The organism is Mesobacillus subterraneus, from assembly GCF_000934845.1.
Taxonomy (GTDB): Bacteria; Bacillota; Bacilli; order Bacillales; family Cytobacillaceae; genus Mesobacillus; species Mesobacillus stamsii.
Map to the genome: position 1 here is coordinate 24,900 of NZ_JXIQ01000002.1, position 19,398 is coordinate 44,297.

Sequence of the window (19,398 nt, forward strand, 5' to 3'; positions counted from 1 at the left end):
TGCATGTTTTTTTGTTTGGAGAAAAGTTAAGTAGAGATGAAACTTTCCTCCTGCCTATTACGTCTGATAATATTGGAAACAATTACTATGTCATCTGAGAAATAATCTTCCATGGGAATTCTTCCATATTCAGAAAAATAGTAGTATAATGTAAAAGTGTTGGGCTGGTAAATAGCGCACAAACAGGATGTGTTTGCTATTTTTCTAGCATAAAATAGTTTTATAGGTAGAAATTTGTAAAAAAAGGTTGAAATCTCAACCAAGTTTGGTACAATTATATACATGTATAGTGAAACTATTTTCTTCTGTCCGTACTTATTGATTCGAGAGATTAAGATTTTTATGTATACATATAATAGTGAATACAATCTCGCCGATGAATAAGGGACAAAGGAATAGACTATAAAACTATTACAACACGCATGAGATCCGGATCTTACCAATCCGGGGGCATCAAGAAAAAACTTATTTACAAAACAGGGAGGAAACACAAAATGGCGTACCAACCAAAGTCTTACCGCAAGTTTGTGGCGACCGCTGCTACTGCAACTTTAGTTGCATCTGCAATCGCTCCAGCTGCAATGGCTTCATCACACTTCGAGGATGTAGCACCAAAGTACAAGGATGCAGTTGACTATCTAGTTAACAATGGCATCTCACAAGGAACTACAGAAAGTACTTTCGGAACTCATGAAAACATCAAGCGTGGCGATCTTGCTATCTGGCTTGCAAAAGCTCTTAAGCTTGACACTGCTTCTGCACCAGCTTCAGGTTTTGAAGATACAGCTGGCACTCGCTATGATGCCTATGTATCAGTTCTTAAATCTAAAGGCTATATCTCTGGTAAGTCAACAACTGAATTTGCTCCAAACGCTACAGTAACTCGTGGCGAAATGGCAATCATGCTTTCTAACGCATACGACCTAAAATCTGATGTAGCAACAAGCTTCACAGATGCTGTAGGTAACTATAAAACAGCTATCCAAGGTCTATACGCTTACGAAGTAACTTCAGGTAAAACTGAAACTACTTTCGGTACTAGCCAAAACATCACTCGCGGAGATCTTGCAATCTTCTTGAAGCGTGCTGCTGAAGTTGTGAAGACACCACAGGTTGTTAGTGTTAGTGCGGTTAATGCTAAGCAATTAATAGTTAAGTTTAATAAAGCTGTTGACAAATCTACTGTAATCACTAGTGGAAATGTTATTAATGCAAACTTTAAAGTTAATGGAGTTGCTTTAAGTGGAACAAACGCAGCTTCATTAAGCGAAGATGGAAAGACATTAACAATTACTTCTGGTGCTGGTACTTGGGAAGGAACATATATGTTCTCAACTACAGCTGACACTGTAAAAGATACTGAGGGTGCATATGTAGCAGTTTACAATCAAGTTTTAGACTACACTGATACTGTTGCTCCTACTTTACTAGGTTCTGAAACAGTTAATGCTAGCACTGTTAAGCTTATGTTCTCTGAGCCTTTAAAAACTAAAGGTACAGTTGTTGCTAAATTAGCTAACGGTACTGACATTTCTTCATTAGTTTCATCTAGCGTTGTAGGTTCTGACCTTGTATTAGATTTATCTAGTGCTAGTATTCCTGCTAACTCAACTATTAACGTAACAGTTTTAGGTGCTACTGATTTCTCAGATAACCTATTAGCTGTAAACCCAACAAGTGCTTCTGTTGTAAAAGGTGCTAAAGACGGTGTTGCACCTACAGTTGCATCAGTTACTCCTGTTAATGCAAAGAAATTTGAAATTAAATTAAGCGAGCAAGTACAAAACTTTGTAATTGGCGATGTTAAGGTTAATGGTGTTGCTTTAGTGGCTCCAGCTACTCTAACTCAAGATGCTACAGATAAAACAAAGTACACTGTTCAATTAGCTTCAGCAGTTTCTGGTTTAACAACTATTTCAGTTGACGCTTCTGCATTCGCTGACTTAAGTGGAGAAGATAATGCAGCATTCTCTCAAATCGTTAACTTTGCTGCTGATACAACAGCTCCAACATTAGCATCTGCTACTGTAAAGGCTGATACAGCTGGTAAGCAAAAGTTACACCTTGTATTTAACGAAGATGTGACTAAGATTGCTTCTGGTACTGTAACATTAACAGCAACTGAAGTAAGTAACTATGTAACTACTTCGACTTCATTAACATTCGCAGCTGCTGATTTAGTTGCTGTATCAAACACAACTAATGAATTTGCTATTGAGCTTGCTGACATCTCTAAAACAGGTCCTGTTGCACTAGTTAAAGATGCTACTTACACAGTAGACCTTGCTGCTGACCTATTTGAAGATACAGCTGGTAACAATAACGTTGTTAAAACTTCTGCATTCAGTTTTACTAGAGGTTCAGATGTTAACTCAACTAAACCTTCTCTTGACTTAACAATTGACTCTGCTGAGTCTGGAAACCTAGTTGCTGCCAACGGTATTTTAGTAGTTGACGAAAATACTATTAAAGTTAAGTTCATCGGAGACATTGATGGTGCTACTGCTACAAACATTGCTAACTATCAAGTTGCTGGTGCTACTGTTAAGTCCGCTTCACTTAATAGCTCAAACGAAGTTACTATTAAGCTTGAAGCTAACTCTAACCAATACACTGGAACTCGTACAGTTAAGGTAACTGGAGTTAAGACTAAAGCTGGTGTTGCTATGAATGACTACACTACTACTGAATATTTAGAAGAAAACGTAGTACCAGTAGTAACAAATGTTGCATTAACATCTATCACTCAAGATGATGCTGGAACTACAGGTGTAGATGAAACTGCTACTGTTATTACATTAACTGCAAGTGAAGCAGTTGCACTTGGTGGTTCTGATACTGCTGACTTCAAGTTATTCATTGACGGTGTTGAAGTTACAACTGGTATTACATCAATTGCTACAACAGTAGGTTCTTCTTCTGACAAAATTGTTGTTACAATTGCAGGAAAAGCATTATCTGCAACAGACTTCAGCAAAGGTGTTCAGTTAAGAGCTAAGACTACTTTAGATATCGCTGATTCTGTAGGTAACTTATTAAATGTTGGTACAGGACTAGACGTTAGATTATAATTCAAAGCTCATAAACCCAACTGTGATTCTCATAGTTGGGTTTTTATATCCGTCGAGGAAGGGACACAGGGACAGGTTCCTTGTCCCAATTCTAGAAAAGCTCTGTGGAGAGAAATCTCTGCGGGGCTTTTCTTTTTATAGGAACCGAATCATAAGGGCCACGAGGACAGGTGCTTCGACCCTTTTCTATCTGGTATTCTGCAGGAAGGGATACGTGAGAGGGACACGGGGACAGGTACCTTGTCCCAGAAGATTAATAAGTTAGAAATGGTTCTTCGTCATTTACAGTGATTTTATAGGGAGAAATGAATTCTCTTTTTCTCAAAATTTTAAAACCGTCACTGGACACGTGGACACGGGGACAGGTACCTTGTCCCAATTCTAGAAAGGCTTCGTGGAGAGAAATTTCTGCGGGGCTTTTCTTTTTATAGGATGTATGTCCATTTTTCGGGTAAATCTCTTTCACTCCACTCTTTAAGTAGTTCTATCGCCTTGTCCCCATCAGTATCAACTTCAACTAGTTCAGAAGCTTGTCCAAGAACAAGTCCAATGTTCATCTCTTTATAAGCCTCTAGCATTTCTCTATTTCTTTTGATGTAGGAGCTTCGTGTCTCTTTTGCCATCCTTGTAATTTAAGAATTTTTCCACTACAAGGGATGACAGGTAGTTGTAATTTTTCAACATAATAGTTGGTTTGCTTTTTGATTTGCTCTTGGTCATAAAAGGGACACAGGGACAGGTACCTCGTCCCACCATTTTTTTACAACTAGTATGATGTGGTTAGATTCGAGGGGCATGTTGTTTATAAGGGACAAAGGGACAGGTACCTTGTCCCAATTCTAGAAAGGCTTTGTGGAGAGAAATCTCTGCGGGGCTTTTCTTTTTATAGGAACCGAATCATAAGGACGACGAGGACAGGTACCTTGACCCTTCTTTATCTGGCATTCTGTGAGAGACATAGGGAAGGTTCTTGTGTTCCTTCGTAATTCGAAATAGTTTTTTGGATATAAGCCTGATGGGTGGTTTTGCCTACTCATCGCGTTTTTTATTAGCTGAAATTGGGTGGATTGTCATACAAAACGAGCAGGGGATTTTTCCCCTGCTCATTCTATTAAGTCTGCAATTAGGATATACCGTTCTGGTGCATCGCCTATGAAGTCGAATGGATAGCAGGTGGTTACGGTCAGTGTGGCACGAGGTTTGGGAACGATTACTGTTCTGTCATTTGCATCAACAAAGCGGGTTTTTCTGATCTTGTACGTGAATTTTCCGGCATTTGTTGTGACAACGAGTAAATCCCCTTTGCCAACATTGCCTAGCTGGCGAAACACAGTATCACGGTGTCCGGATAGAACAGAATTGTCTTTCTCTCCTGGAAGGACGCTGCCTGCGAAGTGTCCTACTCCTTTTTCAAGCTCATCCTCATCCGTACCATGGTAAATGGGCAAATTGGCATTGAGTTTAGGAATGGTCAGGTTTCCGATCATTTCTCCTTGTTCAGGTCTCACCGAATAGAGGCTGGCTGGACGGTTAGCCGTCTGATCGGGCTTATTGGCAAAGGCAACTTCTGTTTGGGGTTCAGTAGTTTTATAAAGCCAGTACCCTTTCATGAATGTATAAGCATTGGTTCCGCTGAACCAAAAACCGAAAGCGATGATAACTACAGATAAGGAAAGAAGAACCAGTCTTCCGGTTCTTCCTTTTTTAAAAAAATTAGACACGTTTCGCTTTCCCTTTCCTGAATACAAAAATTCCTAAAAGGATCATTGCAAATCCAGCCATTGTATTTTGCAGATAATCGGAAGCGGTGTTTGGTAGCTTTCCGCCCTTGACTGTTTTAGCAGGGGATTTCACGTCAGCTTTTTTCAGTTCATCAGCAGCATTTTTCACTTCTGCAGCTGCTTGAGTTGTATCTTCCAGATTTTCTCCGGTTACTTGCATGAATTCAGAGTCGAACATTTCCTTTGTGATGACCATGTCAGCTAAAAGTTCACCATTGGAGGAAAGGATTTTTGTTAGTAAATTTGCGTCATTGGTAGAGTTCATTTGCATAAGGGAAGCAAATGAAACAGGGGACTCTACTCCATCCTTAACCAAGTAGTACTCTACTTTTAAATCTAACGAAGCAAGCATACCATCCCAAATATCAATGAATTCAGCAATGTCTTCCGCTGAAAGATCAGATGCACTGTTAAACTCTGGGAATTTCATTAATCTTACCCCATATCCTTCCAACGCCGTAAAAAGTTGTTCTGGATCGACGTCAGGATTTTCCATAATTACAATCATATGATTGGCAAGGTTATTGGCTTCAGCAAGGGAGAGACCAAAAGAATCCAATGTGTTGATCAAGTCATCCTTAGATTCCATGAAGTAGTGTTGAGCGACTGCAAAATCTAGGTCTTCCATATATTCATAGTTTTCGATTGAATCATCATAGGAATTCAGGAAAGCTTCCAATTCTTCCACCGATGCAAATTGATAATCTTCAAGAAGGGTTTGCATCTTTTCATCTGTGATTGGAGTCAATTCTTCGGTGTAAAGCCAATCTGATACACTGAAATATAAATCATCATAAAAAACGAATTCATCCAATGTTGCTCCATTTTTATCAAGCAACTGGTTGAATTCTTCCTCTGTGATGTCATAATCCACAAGCAGTTCCTGAAGATTTTCCTCACTTACAACTGCTCCCAGATAGTCTTTTAATTCTTCCAAAGTTTCAAACTCTTCCAAAGAGTAATCATGCCAGTCTTTTAAATAGGCAAGGAAATCCTCCTCAGACATACCAATTTCTTCGAGATAATTTTGGAACGCTTGATCCTGTGGATCAACTGCGGCAAAGGCAGCAAATGGAAGCAGTCCCAACGACAAAGTGAAAACCAAAATAAAAGATAAAACGCGCTTCAAGTAATTCTTCCTCCTACCATTCAAATATAGTACAGAAGGATTATATATTTTTTTCAATAAAACAGATAGTGGATATTAATGGGTAAAAAATGCGAAATATTCTTTAGCGCAGAGGGACAGTTGATTTGCGTTTTTTTCAAAAAAACACGCTAGAGAAAGCACAGAAAATAGCCGATTGGTGCCCTTGGCTAAGGCCATCATTGCAGTAATCTATGGAGAAAAGAACCTAAACGAAAAAGGCACGTTGCGCAATTCCCATTGCTCATCGTGCCTTTTATCGTGCAAAAATTTCAATTGTGTCAGTGATAAGAATCGCCCTAAAGCGTGCAAATCACAATGCAGATTTTGCTTTTTCGATCAAGGAGGATTGGCGTGCTTCTTTGGCGTTTTCGTATTGTGTTTTGAATTCTGTAGCTTCAGAAGCATTGATACCATGCTTTTGGAGATCCTTCTCCAAAGCGTTATAAACGTACTGGAAAGTTTCGTCGGTCTTGCTTTCAAGTTCTTTTCCAGCAGCCGAGTATTTTCTGTAGAAATAGGTAATCGATACGGATTCGCCGCTTTCTTTCTTTGCTTTATATTCATCATATGCTGCGGCTACTAAACCATCAATCTTCCCGTTAGCCTGAGCTTCAAGTGATTCAAACACAGGACGATACGCTGCCTTGATGGATTCGGCAGTAACTTCTCTGCCATCCGTTTTCTGGTCAGAACCCGATTGGCCTGCATTTTCTGTACCATTCTCTGCTTTTTTGCCATCGTCGGCTTTCTTTCCATCAGCTATCATTTGGGAAGTCGCATTGTTTGAAGAACCATTTCCGTCTCCAGAAGCAGATTCAGTAGAGCCACTATTTCCGCTATTTCCTTCTTTTTCACTTGCTCCTCCAGCACCATTCTCTGCAGAGGCCGTGTCTGTATTGCCCACTCCATCTATTCCAGGAAGTTCGATCTGATAGTCGGATTCGGTGATCTTTTCAACCTTGGTATCCGCAATATCGTACTGCTTAACCTTCAAAAAATAGTAGGCAGTTCCGCCTAAAGCTAGTAATAAAACGACAAAAATTGCAAGAAAAATCTTGAGTCCTTTTTTCATCTATTGATGAAACCCCCTTACTAATGGTAAAAGCACTTAAATATTATCATACTTCTTCCGATAAAAGGATAGATAGTTGAAAAATCAATCCATAAATCGACAATAAAAAAATATTTTGTTGAATCTGGTAAAATAATGAAGTATTATAGACTTATCTACATAGTAACTAGTCTGATAGAGTCTATGATCAAAAAAAAATTAGAGGTGATGTAAGAATGAAGAAATATCCATTTAGCAATAAAGCAGTGAAGGCGATGCTGGCAGCAACGATCATGTTTGCACCTGTCGCTCCCACAAGCGGCCTTTTAGGAGAGACAACGGCTGAAGCTAGTGCCATTACGGGAACTACCTGTGATGCAATTGATCGTGTCACATTGATTTACAGTAAATTCAATGCAAATGAAATGGCACTATATGATAGGGCACGAGATGGTTTGGCAAGCGAGAATTTTGACTGGTCGATGGTGTTGGATTCGACAGTAAAAGCAAATTTGAACACAGCGTTGTCTCCAGTTACAGCTGAAGGTATGGCAAAAAAGTTTGCAGAAATAATTTATAATCCAAATGCTGACCAATTGAAAACAAGTTACTCAGCATTCTTGAGTTCTGCTGAAGGAAGTAAATTTGAAAGTGTTATGGGTTCTGGCACAACAGATACAATTTTGAAATTCTTTGTAGATGCAGAAAGAGCCTTGTGGGATGTCGGTGCAGGGGCCCTTTTATCAGGAGACCTTCAATCAATTGAATCATTAATTGCTGGCATTCAAGCTGATCTATTAAATGATTCAGATTATGCAGCACTTAACTCGAAATTATATCAAGTAATGGGAACGGACTTAGAAGGCCTTTACGCTATGAAAGATAAGATTAATGCTGAATTAGTAGATAATGGTGTGTTAACTGCTAATGAAGTGACTGAGCTTCGCAATGCGTTCGTTGATGCTGCATGGCGAGCTGGGGAGCCTGCCGATCCATCTTCCTCAACAAGGGACTGTAGCCTAAATCCGCCACCTGTAACACCACCACTGAACCCACCAGCACCAGGTGAGTCGAATAACATCACGCTTCCTGAGCAGGCGGCTGAAGTGGTTAAGGAGAAAAATCCATCTGGAAGAGTAGAAGTCATCACGAAGATCTTCGCTGAAAAGGTGGACGAAATCGTTGGTTTGATTACGCAAGAAAAGGACTCGGTCCAAGTGAAGCTTGAGAAGCCAGCAGTTGGTGAAGCAGCGAAGGCTCAGATTCCGGCAGGCCTGTTCACAAAAGCGGCTTTAAAGAATGGGAAAGCGGTAGTAGAAGTGTCGACAGATGAAGCGTCTTACAAGCTTCCAGCTGCTCAAATCAAAATTGCCGACCTTGCATCCAAACTTGGAGCAAATGAGCAAGACGTTCAGATTGTTATCGCGGTAAATGTAGTCAACGAGGCGGATGTCAAGGATTCAGTCGATAAAAATAAGCTGAAGCTTGCTTCCAAAGTTATCGAGTTCACCGTTACTGCTGAAGCTGGAACTAAAACGGAGCCTGTCTCGAAGTTCTCTGCCTATGTCGAGCGGGATATTACAGGTGAATTTGACTTCGATAAAGAAAATTCGGCAGCTGTTAGATTGAATACGGATGGAACGATCTCTGCAATCCCGACTCTATTCAATGGAAAAACGGCAACTGTAAAGTCACTGACGAATTCAAAATACACCATCGTTGAAAATGACAAGACGTTCACCGACGTAAAATCCGGCTGGGCACAAGAGTATATCGAAACGCTCGGCGCGAAGTACATCATCCAAGGAAAGGCAACTGGTGAATTTGAACCAGGCAAGCACATGACTCGTGCTGAGTTCGCTGTCCTGCTTGTTCGCGCACTGGGCCTTCCTACAGAGCAGTATGACAAAAGCTTCAAAGATGTTTTAGGCATCGAATGGTTCGCAAAAAATGGCGAATTGACGGCTGCGGTGAAATACGGAGTAGTACAAGGAAAGCTGGATGGCACGTTCGCACCGAACGAAAAAATCACTCGTGCTCAGGCAGCAGCAATGGTCGAGCGCGCGATGAAGATTTCCTTCGTTGAGTATGATTTCAGCCAGTTGGATAAAACAAAAACACTAAATGATTTCAAGGATGCCAAGCAAGTTGGTTCATGGGCGAAGTCAGGTGTTGAGGCTGTTTACCAGGCGGGAATCGTCAAAGGAAAAGGGGACGGCACATTCAATCCGAATGGTTACACGCAGCGGAATGAAATGGCGGCAATCCTGGCAAACTTCCTTGTCTCAGCGCAATTGCTTGACGATACATTCAGCAAGTAATAAATGTAAAAAAATCCCGTAACAGATTCATTCTGTTGCGGGATTTTTTTACTGTTTACAACACAGGATAATTATTAATTTTTTATTTCAAATCTATTAATAAATGTAAAAAATTAGAATTATCCGTCATCTGTTTCTGCTTTTTTGTTACAATGATTTCGGACATCTGTGAGTCTAGTATCATCTGAATTTTGATCGGCATGAGTCCAATTAGGCAAAGAAAAGAGGAGAATGAATGGATATGGTATCTAAGTCTTCCCGTAAGTTCATTGCGACTGCTGCGACTGCTGCTTTGGTTGCGTCAGCGATTGCACCAGCGGTATCTGCTGCAGAGGCTGCAAGCTTCAAAGATGTATCTGGCCGTTATGTTGATGCGGTTGATTTTGTTGTAGCGGCGGGTGCTAACGGCAAATCATCTACAAATTTTGGTTTAAATGAGTCGATCAAGCGTGTGGACGCTGCGATTCTTTTGGCTAATGTTCTTGGTCTAGAAGTGGCAAGAGCCCCAGAAGCTGGATTCAAAGATGTACCGGATCGTGCGAAAGATGCTGTAAATGCATTGAAATTCTATGGCATTGCCTCCGGAAAGAACGCTACTAATTTTGGTTCCAATAGCTTTATCACTCGTGGCGAATTGGCAGTTTGGATCGAAAGAGGATTCGAATTGTTAGGTCAATCCGATTTTAACTTTAAGGACGTAAGCTCCAATTATGAAGCCTCTGTTCATGCTTTGGTTGCGAACCAAGTAGCCAAAGGCTTCTCCAACACGAACTTTGGTGTTAATCAAATCGCGAAACGTGGCGACTATGCAATCTTTTTATTTAAAGCTGCTCAAGCAATTGAAAATGGAGATTTGGCTTTAACTATTATGCACACAAATGATACCCACAGCTATGTGGATAAAGCTCCTAAACTAGCAACTGCAGTAAAGGAAGTCCGTGCTGAAAACCCTGATGCTCTATTGTTAAGTGCAGGGGATGTTTTTTCTGGAACTCTCTACTTTAATGAGTTTGAAGGACAAGCCGATTTAGCATTAATGAACTATCTTGGCTATGATGCCATGACTTTCGGAAATCATGAATTCGATCTTGGATCAAGTACAGAAGGACATAAATCTCTTTCTGAATTTATAAAAGGAGCGGACTTCCCATTTGTTAGCTCTAACGTTGACTTTTCAAAAGATGCTCTATTCAATGGAATTCAATCGAAAGGTACTATTGGCGAGAAAATGGAAGATGGAAAGATCTTCGATGGGATCGTAAAAGTAGTCGATGGGCAGAAAGTCGGTATCTTTGGATTATCAACAGAAGAAACAAAGGATATTTCAAGCCCTGGCAAAATCACTTTCAGCAATTATGTGGAAGAAGCAAAAAGAATGGTTGCAGCATTTGAAACTCAAGGGATTCATAAAATCATCGCCCTTTCTCACTTAGGCTATGACGACAACGTTGCATATGATAATGATCTGAAGCTAGCTGAAGCGGTAGATGGAATCGATATCATTGTTGGCGGACATACACATACAAAGCTTACAGAGCCAAAGTTAATTGATAAAGAAGAGCCGACACTTATTGTCCAAGCTGGACAATATAGCGACCTGCTTGGTACTTTAGACGTTGAGTTTGACTATTGGGGAACAATCACTGGCTATGCTGGTGAACTAGTGGATCTTAAGGACAAAGCGGAAGATGCTAATGCCGTTGAGCTAGTTAAACCATTTAAGGACAAGGTAATGGAGCTTCAAAACAAGTCCATCGGAACATCTGCTGCAGTCAAACTTGAGGGAGAACGTGCAGTAGTTCGTACACAGGAATCCAATCTTGGTAATCTGATTACGGACGGTATGCTTGCAAAAGCCAAATCGATCAATCCTAACACTGTAATAGCTGTAACAAATGGAGGCGGCATTCGTGCTTCTATTGACGAGGGCGATATCACACTTGGTGAAGTTTTAACAACGATGCCATTTGGCAATACACTGGGCATCATGAACCTGAAAGGCTCTGAAATCAAAGCTGCCCTTGAGCATAGCGTAAGCCAGGCTCCAAATGAAAGCGGAGCATTCCTGCACGTTTCAGGAATGAAATTCTCTTATGACAGCAGCAAGCCAGCTGGAGAAAGAGTTGTTAAGATCGAAGTAAAAGGTACGGACGGAACCTATACAGAACTAGATCTTACTAAAAACTACCTAGTCGCTACGAACACATTCACTGCTAAAGGCGGAGACGGATACGAAATGTTTGCTAACGCATACACAGAAGGCCGCATAAGCGAACCAGGATTTGTAGACTACGAAATGTTCGTTGACTACCTGACTCAATCTGAAACAATTGAACCAAAAGTAGAAGGTAGAATAGTAGATACACAGAAATAATTACAACTAATGGGCACCCTCGAAAACCTTTTGAGGGTGCCTATTCAGCAATAGGAGGAGGCTTGTAGTTTGAAGAAGTTGTATAAGACTTTTATAGCAGCAACTGGAATAACTTTAATGGTTGCCTCGACTGGTTTCACGGCAGCAGCAGCTGGTTTTTCTGATGTTATTCCAAGATACGCTGACTCTATTGATTTTCTTGTATCAAAAGGCGCAAAGGGAATGGGGGACTCATCATTTGGAATAAGGGAGGAAATCAAGCGAATTGATGCCGCTATCTTAACAGCTAAGGTGCTACGACTGCATACAGAAACAGCCCCAGCTTCTGGGTTTAAGGATGTACCAAAACGCGGTCAATCAGCAGTTAATGCCCTTAAAGCAGCAGGGATCACTTCCGGTAAAACTAAAACGCTTTTTGATTCTAACAGCCCGATTACTCGTGGCGAAATAGCCGTTTGGATCCAAAAAGGATTTGATTTACGTGGGGAAACAGCTACGATATTCAAGGATGTTCCAAAGAATTATCTATCTGCGGTGCAAGCTCTGGTTGCTAATGGGGTTGCCAAAGGGATGTCTGCAGAAAATTTTGGAATCAATGCAAATATAACACGAGGAGATTTTGCAATATTTTTGCATAAATCTGCAAATGATGGGGTAGTGACTGCAAACATCTTAAGTATTCAGTCTGTAAACAGCACAACGCTTAAAATGAAAATCAAAGGTAGTGTAACGGATCTTAATGCGACGGATTTTCTTTTTGATAATGGGTTAGAAGTAAAAGAAGCTAAAGTCACAGATTCAACTTTAACTGAACTGACAGTGGAGCTAAAAACATCCATTCAACAAGAAGGCACAAAGTACACACTTAAAACCTTCAAGGGGCTCGATGTGACTGGCGTGGTTTCTTTTACCATTCCAGCTGGGAATGGAAATGGAAGCGCAACAGGTCCAGCGGTTATTCGTTCAGTTAATTTCAGTGGCACAACTGAAAATCCTAAAGTGTTTTACGGAGATGTTAGAGTCGATGTCACAGGTGTGAACAACTTAGAAAATGCTGAAGTGAAGGGGGACCTCTACTTAAAAGGGAATACAGAGGTAACCTTGAGCCATGTCACCGTCGAAGGGGATACAATCCTCGAAGAGTAAACAGGAGCAGAGATATATAAAATTTTTCTGAAGCCGGACTTTAGACCTATCATGGAATAAGGCGCCACTAAAACTAAAACATTTTCAAAAGGAGACAAATTAATGATTAACCGATTGCAAAGGAAGTCATTAAGCATCTTATTAATACTGGCCATGGTCGTTAATCTCTTCTTGCCATTCGTATCACAGCAGGTGAAAGCCGCCACAGTTGCCTCGGATTTGTTCATTTCTGAGTATATTGAGGGTAGTAGTTACAATAAAGCGCTTGAAATTTATAATGGTACCGGACAAAGTGTTAACCTGAAAGACTATACTGTAGAACTTTATTCAAATGGTTCCTCTGCACCAACGAATACAACCAGCCTATCTGATACAGACCTTATGCTTGAGAGTGGACAAACGTTTATCATTGTGCACTCTAGCGCTGCTGCGGACCTTAAGAGTAAAGGCAACCTGATTAGCAGCGCAGTTATGAATTATAACGGTGACGATGCGCTGGTATTAAGGCGCAACAGCACAGCAATTGACTCAATTGGTCAAGTAGGTGCAGATCCAGGTTCGGAGTGGGGTACAACTGTATCAACGCTTAACCAAACTCTTGTGCGAAAAAGCAACGTCACTTCTGGTGATACAAACACTAGTGATGCCTTCGATCCAGCAGAAGAGTGGGATAGCTATGCGGCAGATACTTTTGAATACTTAGGCTCCCACACAATGGAGGGTGCACCATCGGATGGCTTTGTCAAAGTTGCTCCTGTGGCTACTTCTGTATCAGCTACTTCGGTTAAAGCAGGAACTGAGATTACATTAACAACTACGACAGAAGGAGCAACCATCTACTATACGGTAGACGGTACGGAGCCAACAGCAGAATCAACTGTATACTCGACGCCAATTGCAATCAATGCTGATACAATGATCAAGGCATTTGCTGTGGCACCAGACCTTGAAAACAGTGATGTTGCAACATTCCCTTACTCTGTTTTACAGCAAAAGACAATTGCCGAAGTAAGAGGAATGAACACTGATGAGCATGCTCTTACCACTGGTATTGTTACAACGGTACAAGGAAAAAATATTTTCATCCAAGACGAGACTGCTGGGATTGTATTATATGGATCTCTTAATGTCCAGCCTGGTGATGAAGTAGAAGCTTCAGGGCAGTTATCAGAATATAACAGTCTTTTAGAGCTGAAAGTAACTGCTGAGGATGTTAAAGTTCTGGGCCAAAAAGAAATTCCAGCTGCGAAAGAAGTAACTGTAGCAGAATTGTCCGAGCAATATGAAGGCATGCTTGTAAAAGTAGGCAAATCAGTAGCCAAGAGCTACTCTGGCGGTAATTATACACTTGAAGACGCAAACGGAGACTCTTATCAGGTCCGGCCGGAAGTACAAGAGTGGATAGAACTTGAAACATCCTATGATTCCATTACAGGGGTTCTTGGTTCTTATCAAGATGTGTACCAGCTTATGCCTCGTTCACAGTCCGATATCTTCCTTGATCCAAGCTTTGTCCGTCCAGTAGTTGCTGCGCCGGGTGCAGGCTTTGTCAACGCAGGGGATGAAGTAACGCTAACTTCTGAAACGCAAGGCGCAACCGTTTACTATACAACCGATGGCAGTGAACCAACAACAGGCAGTATGGTGTACAGTGAGCCAATCGTAATTAATGGCGATACTACGATCAAAGCGTTTGCTGTAAAAGATGGACTAACAAGCAGCAACGTGTACACATACGATTACCTCATTCAAAAAGAAGTGGTCCGTATCCACGATATCCAAGGTGCAGGCCATTACTCGAAATATGAAGGTTTCAATGTAAATGATGTAGAAGGGGTTGTAACCCACGTTGTCGACAGCAGGAACTTCTATTTGCAAGACTTACAAGGTGACGGAGACGACAAAACAGCTGAAGGGATCCTTGTATATAAATACAATCATGGATTAGCTCCTGGTGATGTCGTAAAGGTGTCCGGTGAGGTAAAAGAGTATCATGTAGAAGGCTATTCTGATAAGGCGGAAGTTGATCTCCCGTCAACTGAAATAAGTGCTTCAGCGATTACAAAAGTAAGAAGTGGTGAATCCCTGCCTGATCCCGTGGTAATTGGGGTGGACCGTACAGCTTCAACGGAAGTCATTGACAATGATGGTTTGGATACATTCGACCCTGAAGAAGATGCGATTGATTTCTATGAAAGTTTAGAAGGCATGCTTGTACAGGTTGATGATGCAAAAGTCGTTTCACCACAAAAGTACGGCGAAGTTGTCGTAATACCTGGAACAATGGAAGCAAACACTCCAGCAGGTGGAATGCGTATATCTGAAGGAGACTTCAACCCTGAACGAATTACAGTCGATATGAACGATGAAAGCTTCATTGCAAAAATGGGCGATCAGTTCAATGGTTCCATTACAGGCGTCATGGGCTATGGCTATAGCAACTATAAAGTTTTAACGAAAAACCTTCCTCCTTTAGTAGAAGGTTCGAACGAACGAGAAACCACCTCAATTATGCCGACAGCAGACAAATTGACGGTCGCTTCTTACAATGTTGAAAATTTCTCGCCAAAGGTGGACGCCGCAAAAATTGCAACGCTTGCTGAAGCAATCGTAACAAATTTGAAACAGCCAGATATCGTTGGTCTGACCGAGGTACAGGACAATGATGGACCAACAGACAGCGGAACAACAAACGCAGATGAAAGTGCAAAAGCATTGATTGACAAAATCAAGGAACTTGGCGGACCAACTTATACGTATACTGATATCGCGCCAGTAGATAAGACTGACGGCGGCCAGCCAGGAGGGAATATCCGTGTAGGATTCCTTTACAATGAAGCACGCGTTCAATTAATGGAAGCGCCAAAAGGAACTGCCACTCAGGCAGTCAAATTTGAGAATGGAAACCTGACATTGAATCCAGGACGAATTGATCCAACAAACCCTGCATTCGAAGACAGCCGCAAATCTCTTGCAGCTCAATTCAATTTCCAGGGTGAGAGCGTGATTGTTGTAGCGAACCACTTCAACTCTAAAGGTGGAGACCAACCATTATTCGGCAAGAACCAGCCGCCAGTTTTAAAGAGTGAAGTACAGCGCATGGAAATTGCAAAAATCGTTAATGGTTTTGTGAAGGATGTAAAAGCCGAGGATCCAAATGCGAATGTCATCCTATTAGGGGATTTCAATGATTTTGAATTCTCCAATCCTTTGGAAACTCTAAAAGGCAATGATCTGGTGAATATGGTGGAAAAAGTGCCTTCTGATCAAAGGTATTCATACTCATACCAAGGGAATGCACAAGTACTTGACCATATTCTTGTAACAAAGAATTTGGAAGCTTCAACAACAGTTAATATAGTTCATATCAACTCTGGATTCATGGAAGAACATGGACGCGGTAGTGACCATGATCCGCTTCTGATCCAAACCGCTTTAAAGTCACCAGAAGTTTATAACAAAGTCTATAATCTGACTGATTATAAAACAAAGAAATTAGTAGTAGGTAGAATAAACAGTCTTATCAATGTTGACAGCTCATCCGTAATCAGTGAAGGTATCTGGCTGAAAAAAACAGCAACAGTTACAGGGGAGGGACTTGAAAACACGAAAGTGGTAATCAGCCCTGCCCAACAAGATACAGTAATTGATCTAAGTGGTGCAGCGATCAAAGAAGTAGTAATTGACAATGCCAAGGTAAAAGAAATCAAAGGTGCAGAAAATGTAGTGAAGTGGACTGTTGCTGAAGGTGTCGACACGTCTGCTATCAAATTCATGGATACAACGGGGAATGAAATTCCTTTCCCGCTGCTCCTTGAAGAAGACCAGACTCCTGAAACAAACAGTTACTACGAAGCGGCATATGGAAAAACGGGAGCAGACTTAAAGTCTGCTCTTAATAACATCATCAAGGTTCAAGAAAAGCTGACCTATGACCAAGTATGGGAAGCGTTGAAGGAAACGGATGAAGATCTAAATAATAAAGACAATGTCATCCTGCTATACACTGGACGCTCTCAGGAAAAGTCTACCAATGGCGGCAATGCGGATGACTGGAACCGGGAACACGTCTGGGCTAAATCACATGGGGACTTCGGAACATCCATTGGTCCTGGAACAGATATTCATCATCTAAGACCGACGGATGCTTCCGTAAACAGCAGCCGCGGCAATATAGACTTCGACAATGGCGGCTCACTCCATAATGAATGTACCGAATGCCGCTATGACGGAGATTCATGGGAACCGCCTAGCCGGGTGAAAGGTGATATTGCCCGCATGCTGTTTTATATGGCCGTACGGTACGAAGGCAACGGCGAACTGGACCTGGAACTTTCCGACACAGTCAATACCTCTCCAGCACCACTACACGGCAAACTCACAACCTTGTTGGAGTGGCACAAACAAGACCCAGTAGATGAATTCGAAAAACGCCGCAACGAAACCATTTACCAAAACTGGCAAAAAAACCGCAACCCATTCATCGACCATCCAGAATGGGCAGAACTTATTTGGAAAACAGCGAACTAAAGAGAGCACCTCCCCCATAAAAGGGGAGGTGCTTTTAGTCTACAAAAAGCTCTTCCTGAAAAAAAGTTCAGCAAAAAAATCTAATGAAATGCTAATTTCTAGTTTGTTTACAATGAGGGGAACTGTTCACTCATCTGCCTATTGGCTGCTATAACGTTTTGCATATTCGTCATCCTCTTGCTTCATAAGGTTTTGGAGGGAAAGGCTTTTCACCCCTTCCACTCCCCTTCCAATTTTAGTAGAATGATAGATGAATTAAGTTACATATATAGAAATTCAAACAGGAGGGGAGAAGCAATGTCGATCTATCAGTCTATTTTTAAAAAGCTTTTGGCAGCTGGCACTGCCGCTGTAGTAATGGGGAGTTTAGCTGCTCCAACTCTGATTGAAGCGGCTGTGCCGTTTGATGATGTACCAGAAAAATATCTATCAGCGGTTGAATATCTTAACACGAATGGGATTGTAAAAGGAACAGGAACACTCTATGGCACGAATGATAGTATGACACGAGGTACAACAGCGATAATGATTAGCAGAGCTCTTGGATTAGAAAATCAATCTGCTCCAGATGCAGGCTTTCCAGATGTGGGTGGTCAATATACCAATGCGGTGAATAATCTATCTTATCGAGGAATAATAAGCGGATCCGGCGGTCAATTTTTAACTAATCAAACATTAACAAGAGGAGCGATGGCTAAGATCCTAGTAAATGCTTATAACATTCCAATAGGTGTAAAAGATTCTCCTTTTGAGGATGCAGTGGGAGCATTTGCTGACTATATTGATGCTATTTATGCTGCTGGTATCACCAATGGCGTTACCGCTGATCGTTTCGGATCTGAAAAGGAAATTAAACGTGGAGATTTCGCAACACTACTGTTCAAGACGATTAATCGATTTGGAGCAGGCTGTGATTATGATCCGAACTCAACAGATAATCCAGATTCACAGACAATTAATTGTCTGATTACAGAAATTGCGAGACAATCAAATGTTCCACCGGAGATCGTTAAGGCAGTAGCCGAGAAGGAAAGTGGTTGGAAGCATTTTTCGAATGGGAAACCTTTTATGAATACAGATGGTGATGGGGGCATTGGATTAATGCAAATCACCAATACTGCTAACTATAATCCCGATGAAATAGGGTACAATGTAAAGGCCAATATCGAAGCGGGTGTCGATTTCTTGATAGAAGCCTTTTATAATCGCAACGATCTGCCTAAAATCAACAACCACGATCCAAAGATGCTTGAAAGTTGGTATTTTGCAGTGATGGCCTATAATGGCATTGTACCTAAGAACAGTCCTATAGTACAGGCAACGGGAGAAAGAAATACGGAAGCTTACCAAGAATTGGTGTTTGGCATTTTGGATAAGGGGAATCTCTATGTAGGGGATCCTCAACTGGAAACCAATATTGATAAGCTGAATATGAAAAAGGAAGACTTCCAGTACGATCCTAATTCAGGAAAATCAATTACCTTCCTTAAAGATTCTTATCAGTTGAATGCAGCGGACCTTACTGCTTCTAAGCAATTATTCAAAGTAGGGGATGTTGTGACATACCATTCTAATCGCCTGCGTGCGATTCCATCAACGAATGGATCTATAATTACCATTTCTATAGGTTCGAGGGTGAAAATTATCGGGGAACCAATGTCTGACCAAAACCAAAACTCAGAAAATCATTATGTATGGTATCTTGCGGAGGACATCAACACCAAAAAAATTGGTTACATTGCCTCCCCATATATCGAATAAAAAATCTTTTCGTAAAAATGGCATTTGCACTCGAAAATATGCGGGATGAACACTTTGCTTGAAAAACTTGTGGAAACTGAAAAAGCGCCTGGTACCTACCGATAATTGGTAGGATCCAAGCGCTTTTTTTAGCAGAACAGGAAAGTATGTTAAATTGAGTCGATTGTCTAGTATCACCTCTACTTGTCTAGTCTGAACCGTGTCCTATAGCTT

Annotated in this window: 10 protein-coding genes; 6 read left to right on the forward strand and 4 right to left on the reverse strand. The window is 41.2% G+C overall.

From position 1 onward, the window contains the following. Positions 1-494 precede the first annotated feature (494 nt). Complete coding sequence (locus UB32_RS00375; protein ID WP_044390269.1) at positions 495-3,071, forward strand: S-layer homology domain-containing protein; 2,577 nt, start codon at positions 495-497, stop codon at positions 3,069-3,071. Positions 3,072-3,496: 425 nt separating this feature from the next. Here the strand turns inward: UB32_RS00375 and UB32_RS19705 are convergent, their stop codons facing one another. The 4 genes from UB32_RS19705 to UB32_RS00390 form a co-directional block, all read right to left on the reverse strand. Then, the gene (locus UB32_RS19705; protein WP_128721452.1) at positions 3,497-3,694 is read right to left on the reverse strand and encodes a hypothetical protein; all 198 of its coding nucleotides are present in this window, start codon (positions 3,692-3,694) and stop codon (positions 3,497-3,499) included. 480 nt (positions 3,695-4,174) lie between these two features. Next, the gene (locus UB32_RS00380) at positions 4,175-4,792 is read right to left on the reverse strand and encodes a class D sortase (RefSeq protein ID WP_431305952.1); all 618 of its coding nucleotides are present in this window, start codon (positions 4,790-4,792) and stop codon (positions 4,175-4,177) included. Next, on the reverse strand, positions 4,785-5,981 hold the full coding sequence (locus UB32_RS00385) for a processed acidic surface protein (protein WP_044390271.1): 1,197 nt from the start codon (positions 5,979-5,981) through the stop codon (positions 4,785-4,787). The genes UB32_RS00380 and UB32_RS00385 overlap by 8 nt, the downstream gene beginning before the upstream one ends. A 331-nt stretch (positions 5,982-6,312) precedes the next feature. Further along, positions 6,313-7,074: a hypothetical protein gene (locus tag UB32_RS00390; protein WP_044390273.1), complete on the reverse strand. Its 762-nt coding sequence runs from the start codon at positions 7,072-7,074 to the stop codon at positions 6,313-6,315. A 215-nt stretch (positions 7,075-7,289) separates the two neighbouring features. Here UB32_RS00390 and UB32_RS00395 point away from each other — a divergent pair, with 215 nt between their 5' ends. The 5 genes from UB32_RS00395 to UB32_RS18870 all read left to right on the forward strand — a co-directional run bounded on the left by UB32_RS00395 (position 7,290) and on the right by UB32_RS18870 (position 19,185). Beyond that, positions 7,290-9,374 (forward strand): S-layer homology domain-containing protein, encoded by a 2,085-nt coding sequence (locus tag UB32_RS00395; RefSeq protein ID WP_044390275.1) that lies wholly within the window; start codon positions 7,290-7,292, stop codon positions 9,372-9,374. A 235-nt stretch (positions 9,375-9,609) separates the two neighbouring features. After that, positions 9,610-11,748 carry a 5'-nucleotidase C-terminal domain-containing protein gene (locus UB32_RS00400; RefSeq protein ID WP_241768389.1) on the forward strand — a complete coding sequence of 713 codons (2,139 nt, stop codon included), beginning with the start codon at positions 9,610-9,612 and terminating at the stop codon, positions 11,746-11,748. A gap of 69 nt (positions 11,749-11,817) precedes the next feature. Next, positions 11,818-12,894, forward strand: a complete 1,077-nt coding sequence (locus UB32_RS00405) for an S-layer homology domain-containing protein (RefSeq protein WP_044390276.1) — start codon at positions 11,818-11,820, stop codon at positions 12,892-12,894. Positions 12,895-12,996: 102 nt separating this feature from the next. Beyond that, the gene (locus tag UB32_RS00410; protein WP_044390277.1) at positions 12,997-17,424 is read left to right on the forward strand and encodes an endonuclease; all 4,428 of its coding nucleotides are present in this window, start codon (positions 12,997-12,999) and stop codon (positions 17,422-17,424) included. Between the two features lie 297 nt (positions 17,425-17,721). After that, positions 17,722-19,185: an S-layer homology domain-containing protein gene (locus UB32_RS18870; protein WP_052806887.1), complete on the forward strand. Its 1,464-nt coding sequence runs from the start codon at positions 17,722-17,724 to the stop codon at positions 19,183-19,185. Positions 19,186-19,398 lie beyond the last annotated feature (213 nt).

What these genes read in the sequence shown, in the direction of transcription:
- UB32_RS00395 (WP_044390275.1), top strand. Translation starts at nt 7,290, where the DNA reads ATGAAGAAATATCCATTTAGCAATAAAGCAGTGAAGGCGATGCTGGCA.
- UB32_RS00400 (WP_241768389.1), top strand. Translation starts at nt 9,610, where the DNA reads ATGGATATGGTATCTAAGTCTTCCCGTAAGTTCATTGCGACTGCTGCG.
- UB32_RS00390 (WP_044390273.1), bottom strand. Translation starts at nt 7,074, where the DNA reads ATGAAAAAAGGACTCAAGATTTTTCTTGCAATTTTTGTCGTTTTATTA.
- UB32_RS19705 (WP_128721452.1), bottom strand. Translation starts at nt 3,694, where the DNA reads ATGGCAAAAGAGACACGAAGCTCCTACATCAAAAGAAATAGAGAAATG.
- UB32_RS00410 (WP_044390277.1), top strand. Translation starts at nt 12,997, where the DNA reads ATGATTAACCGATTGCAAAGGAAGTCATTAAGCATCTTATTAATACTG.
- UB32_RS00375 (WP_044390269.1), top strand. Translation starts at nt 495, where the DNA reads ATGGCGTACCAACCAAAGTCTTACCGCAAGTTTGTGGCGACCGCTGCT.
- UB32_RS18870 (WP_052806887.1), top strand. Translation starts at nt 17,722, where the DNA reads ATGTCGATCTATCAGTCTATTTTTAAAAAGCTTTTGGCAGCTGGCACT.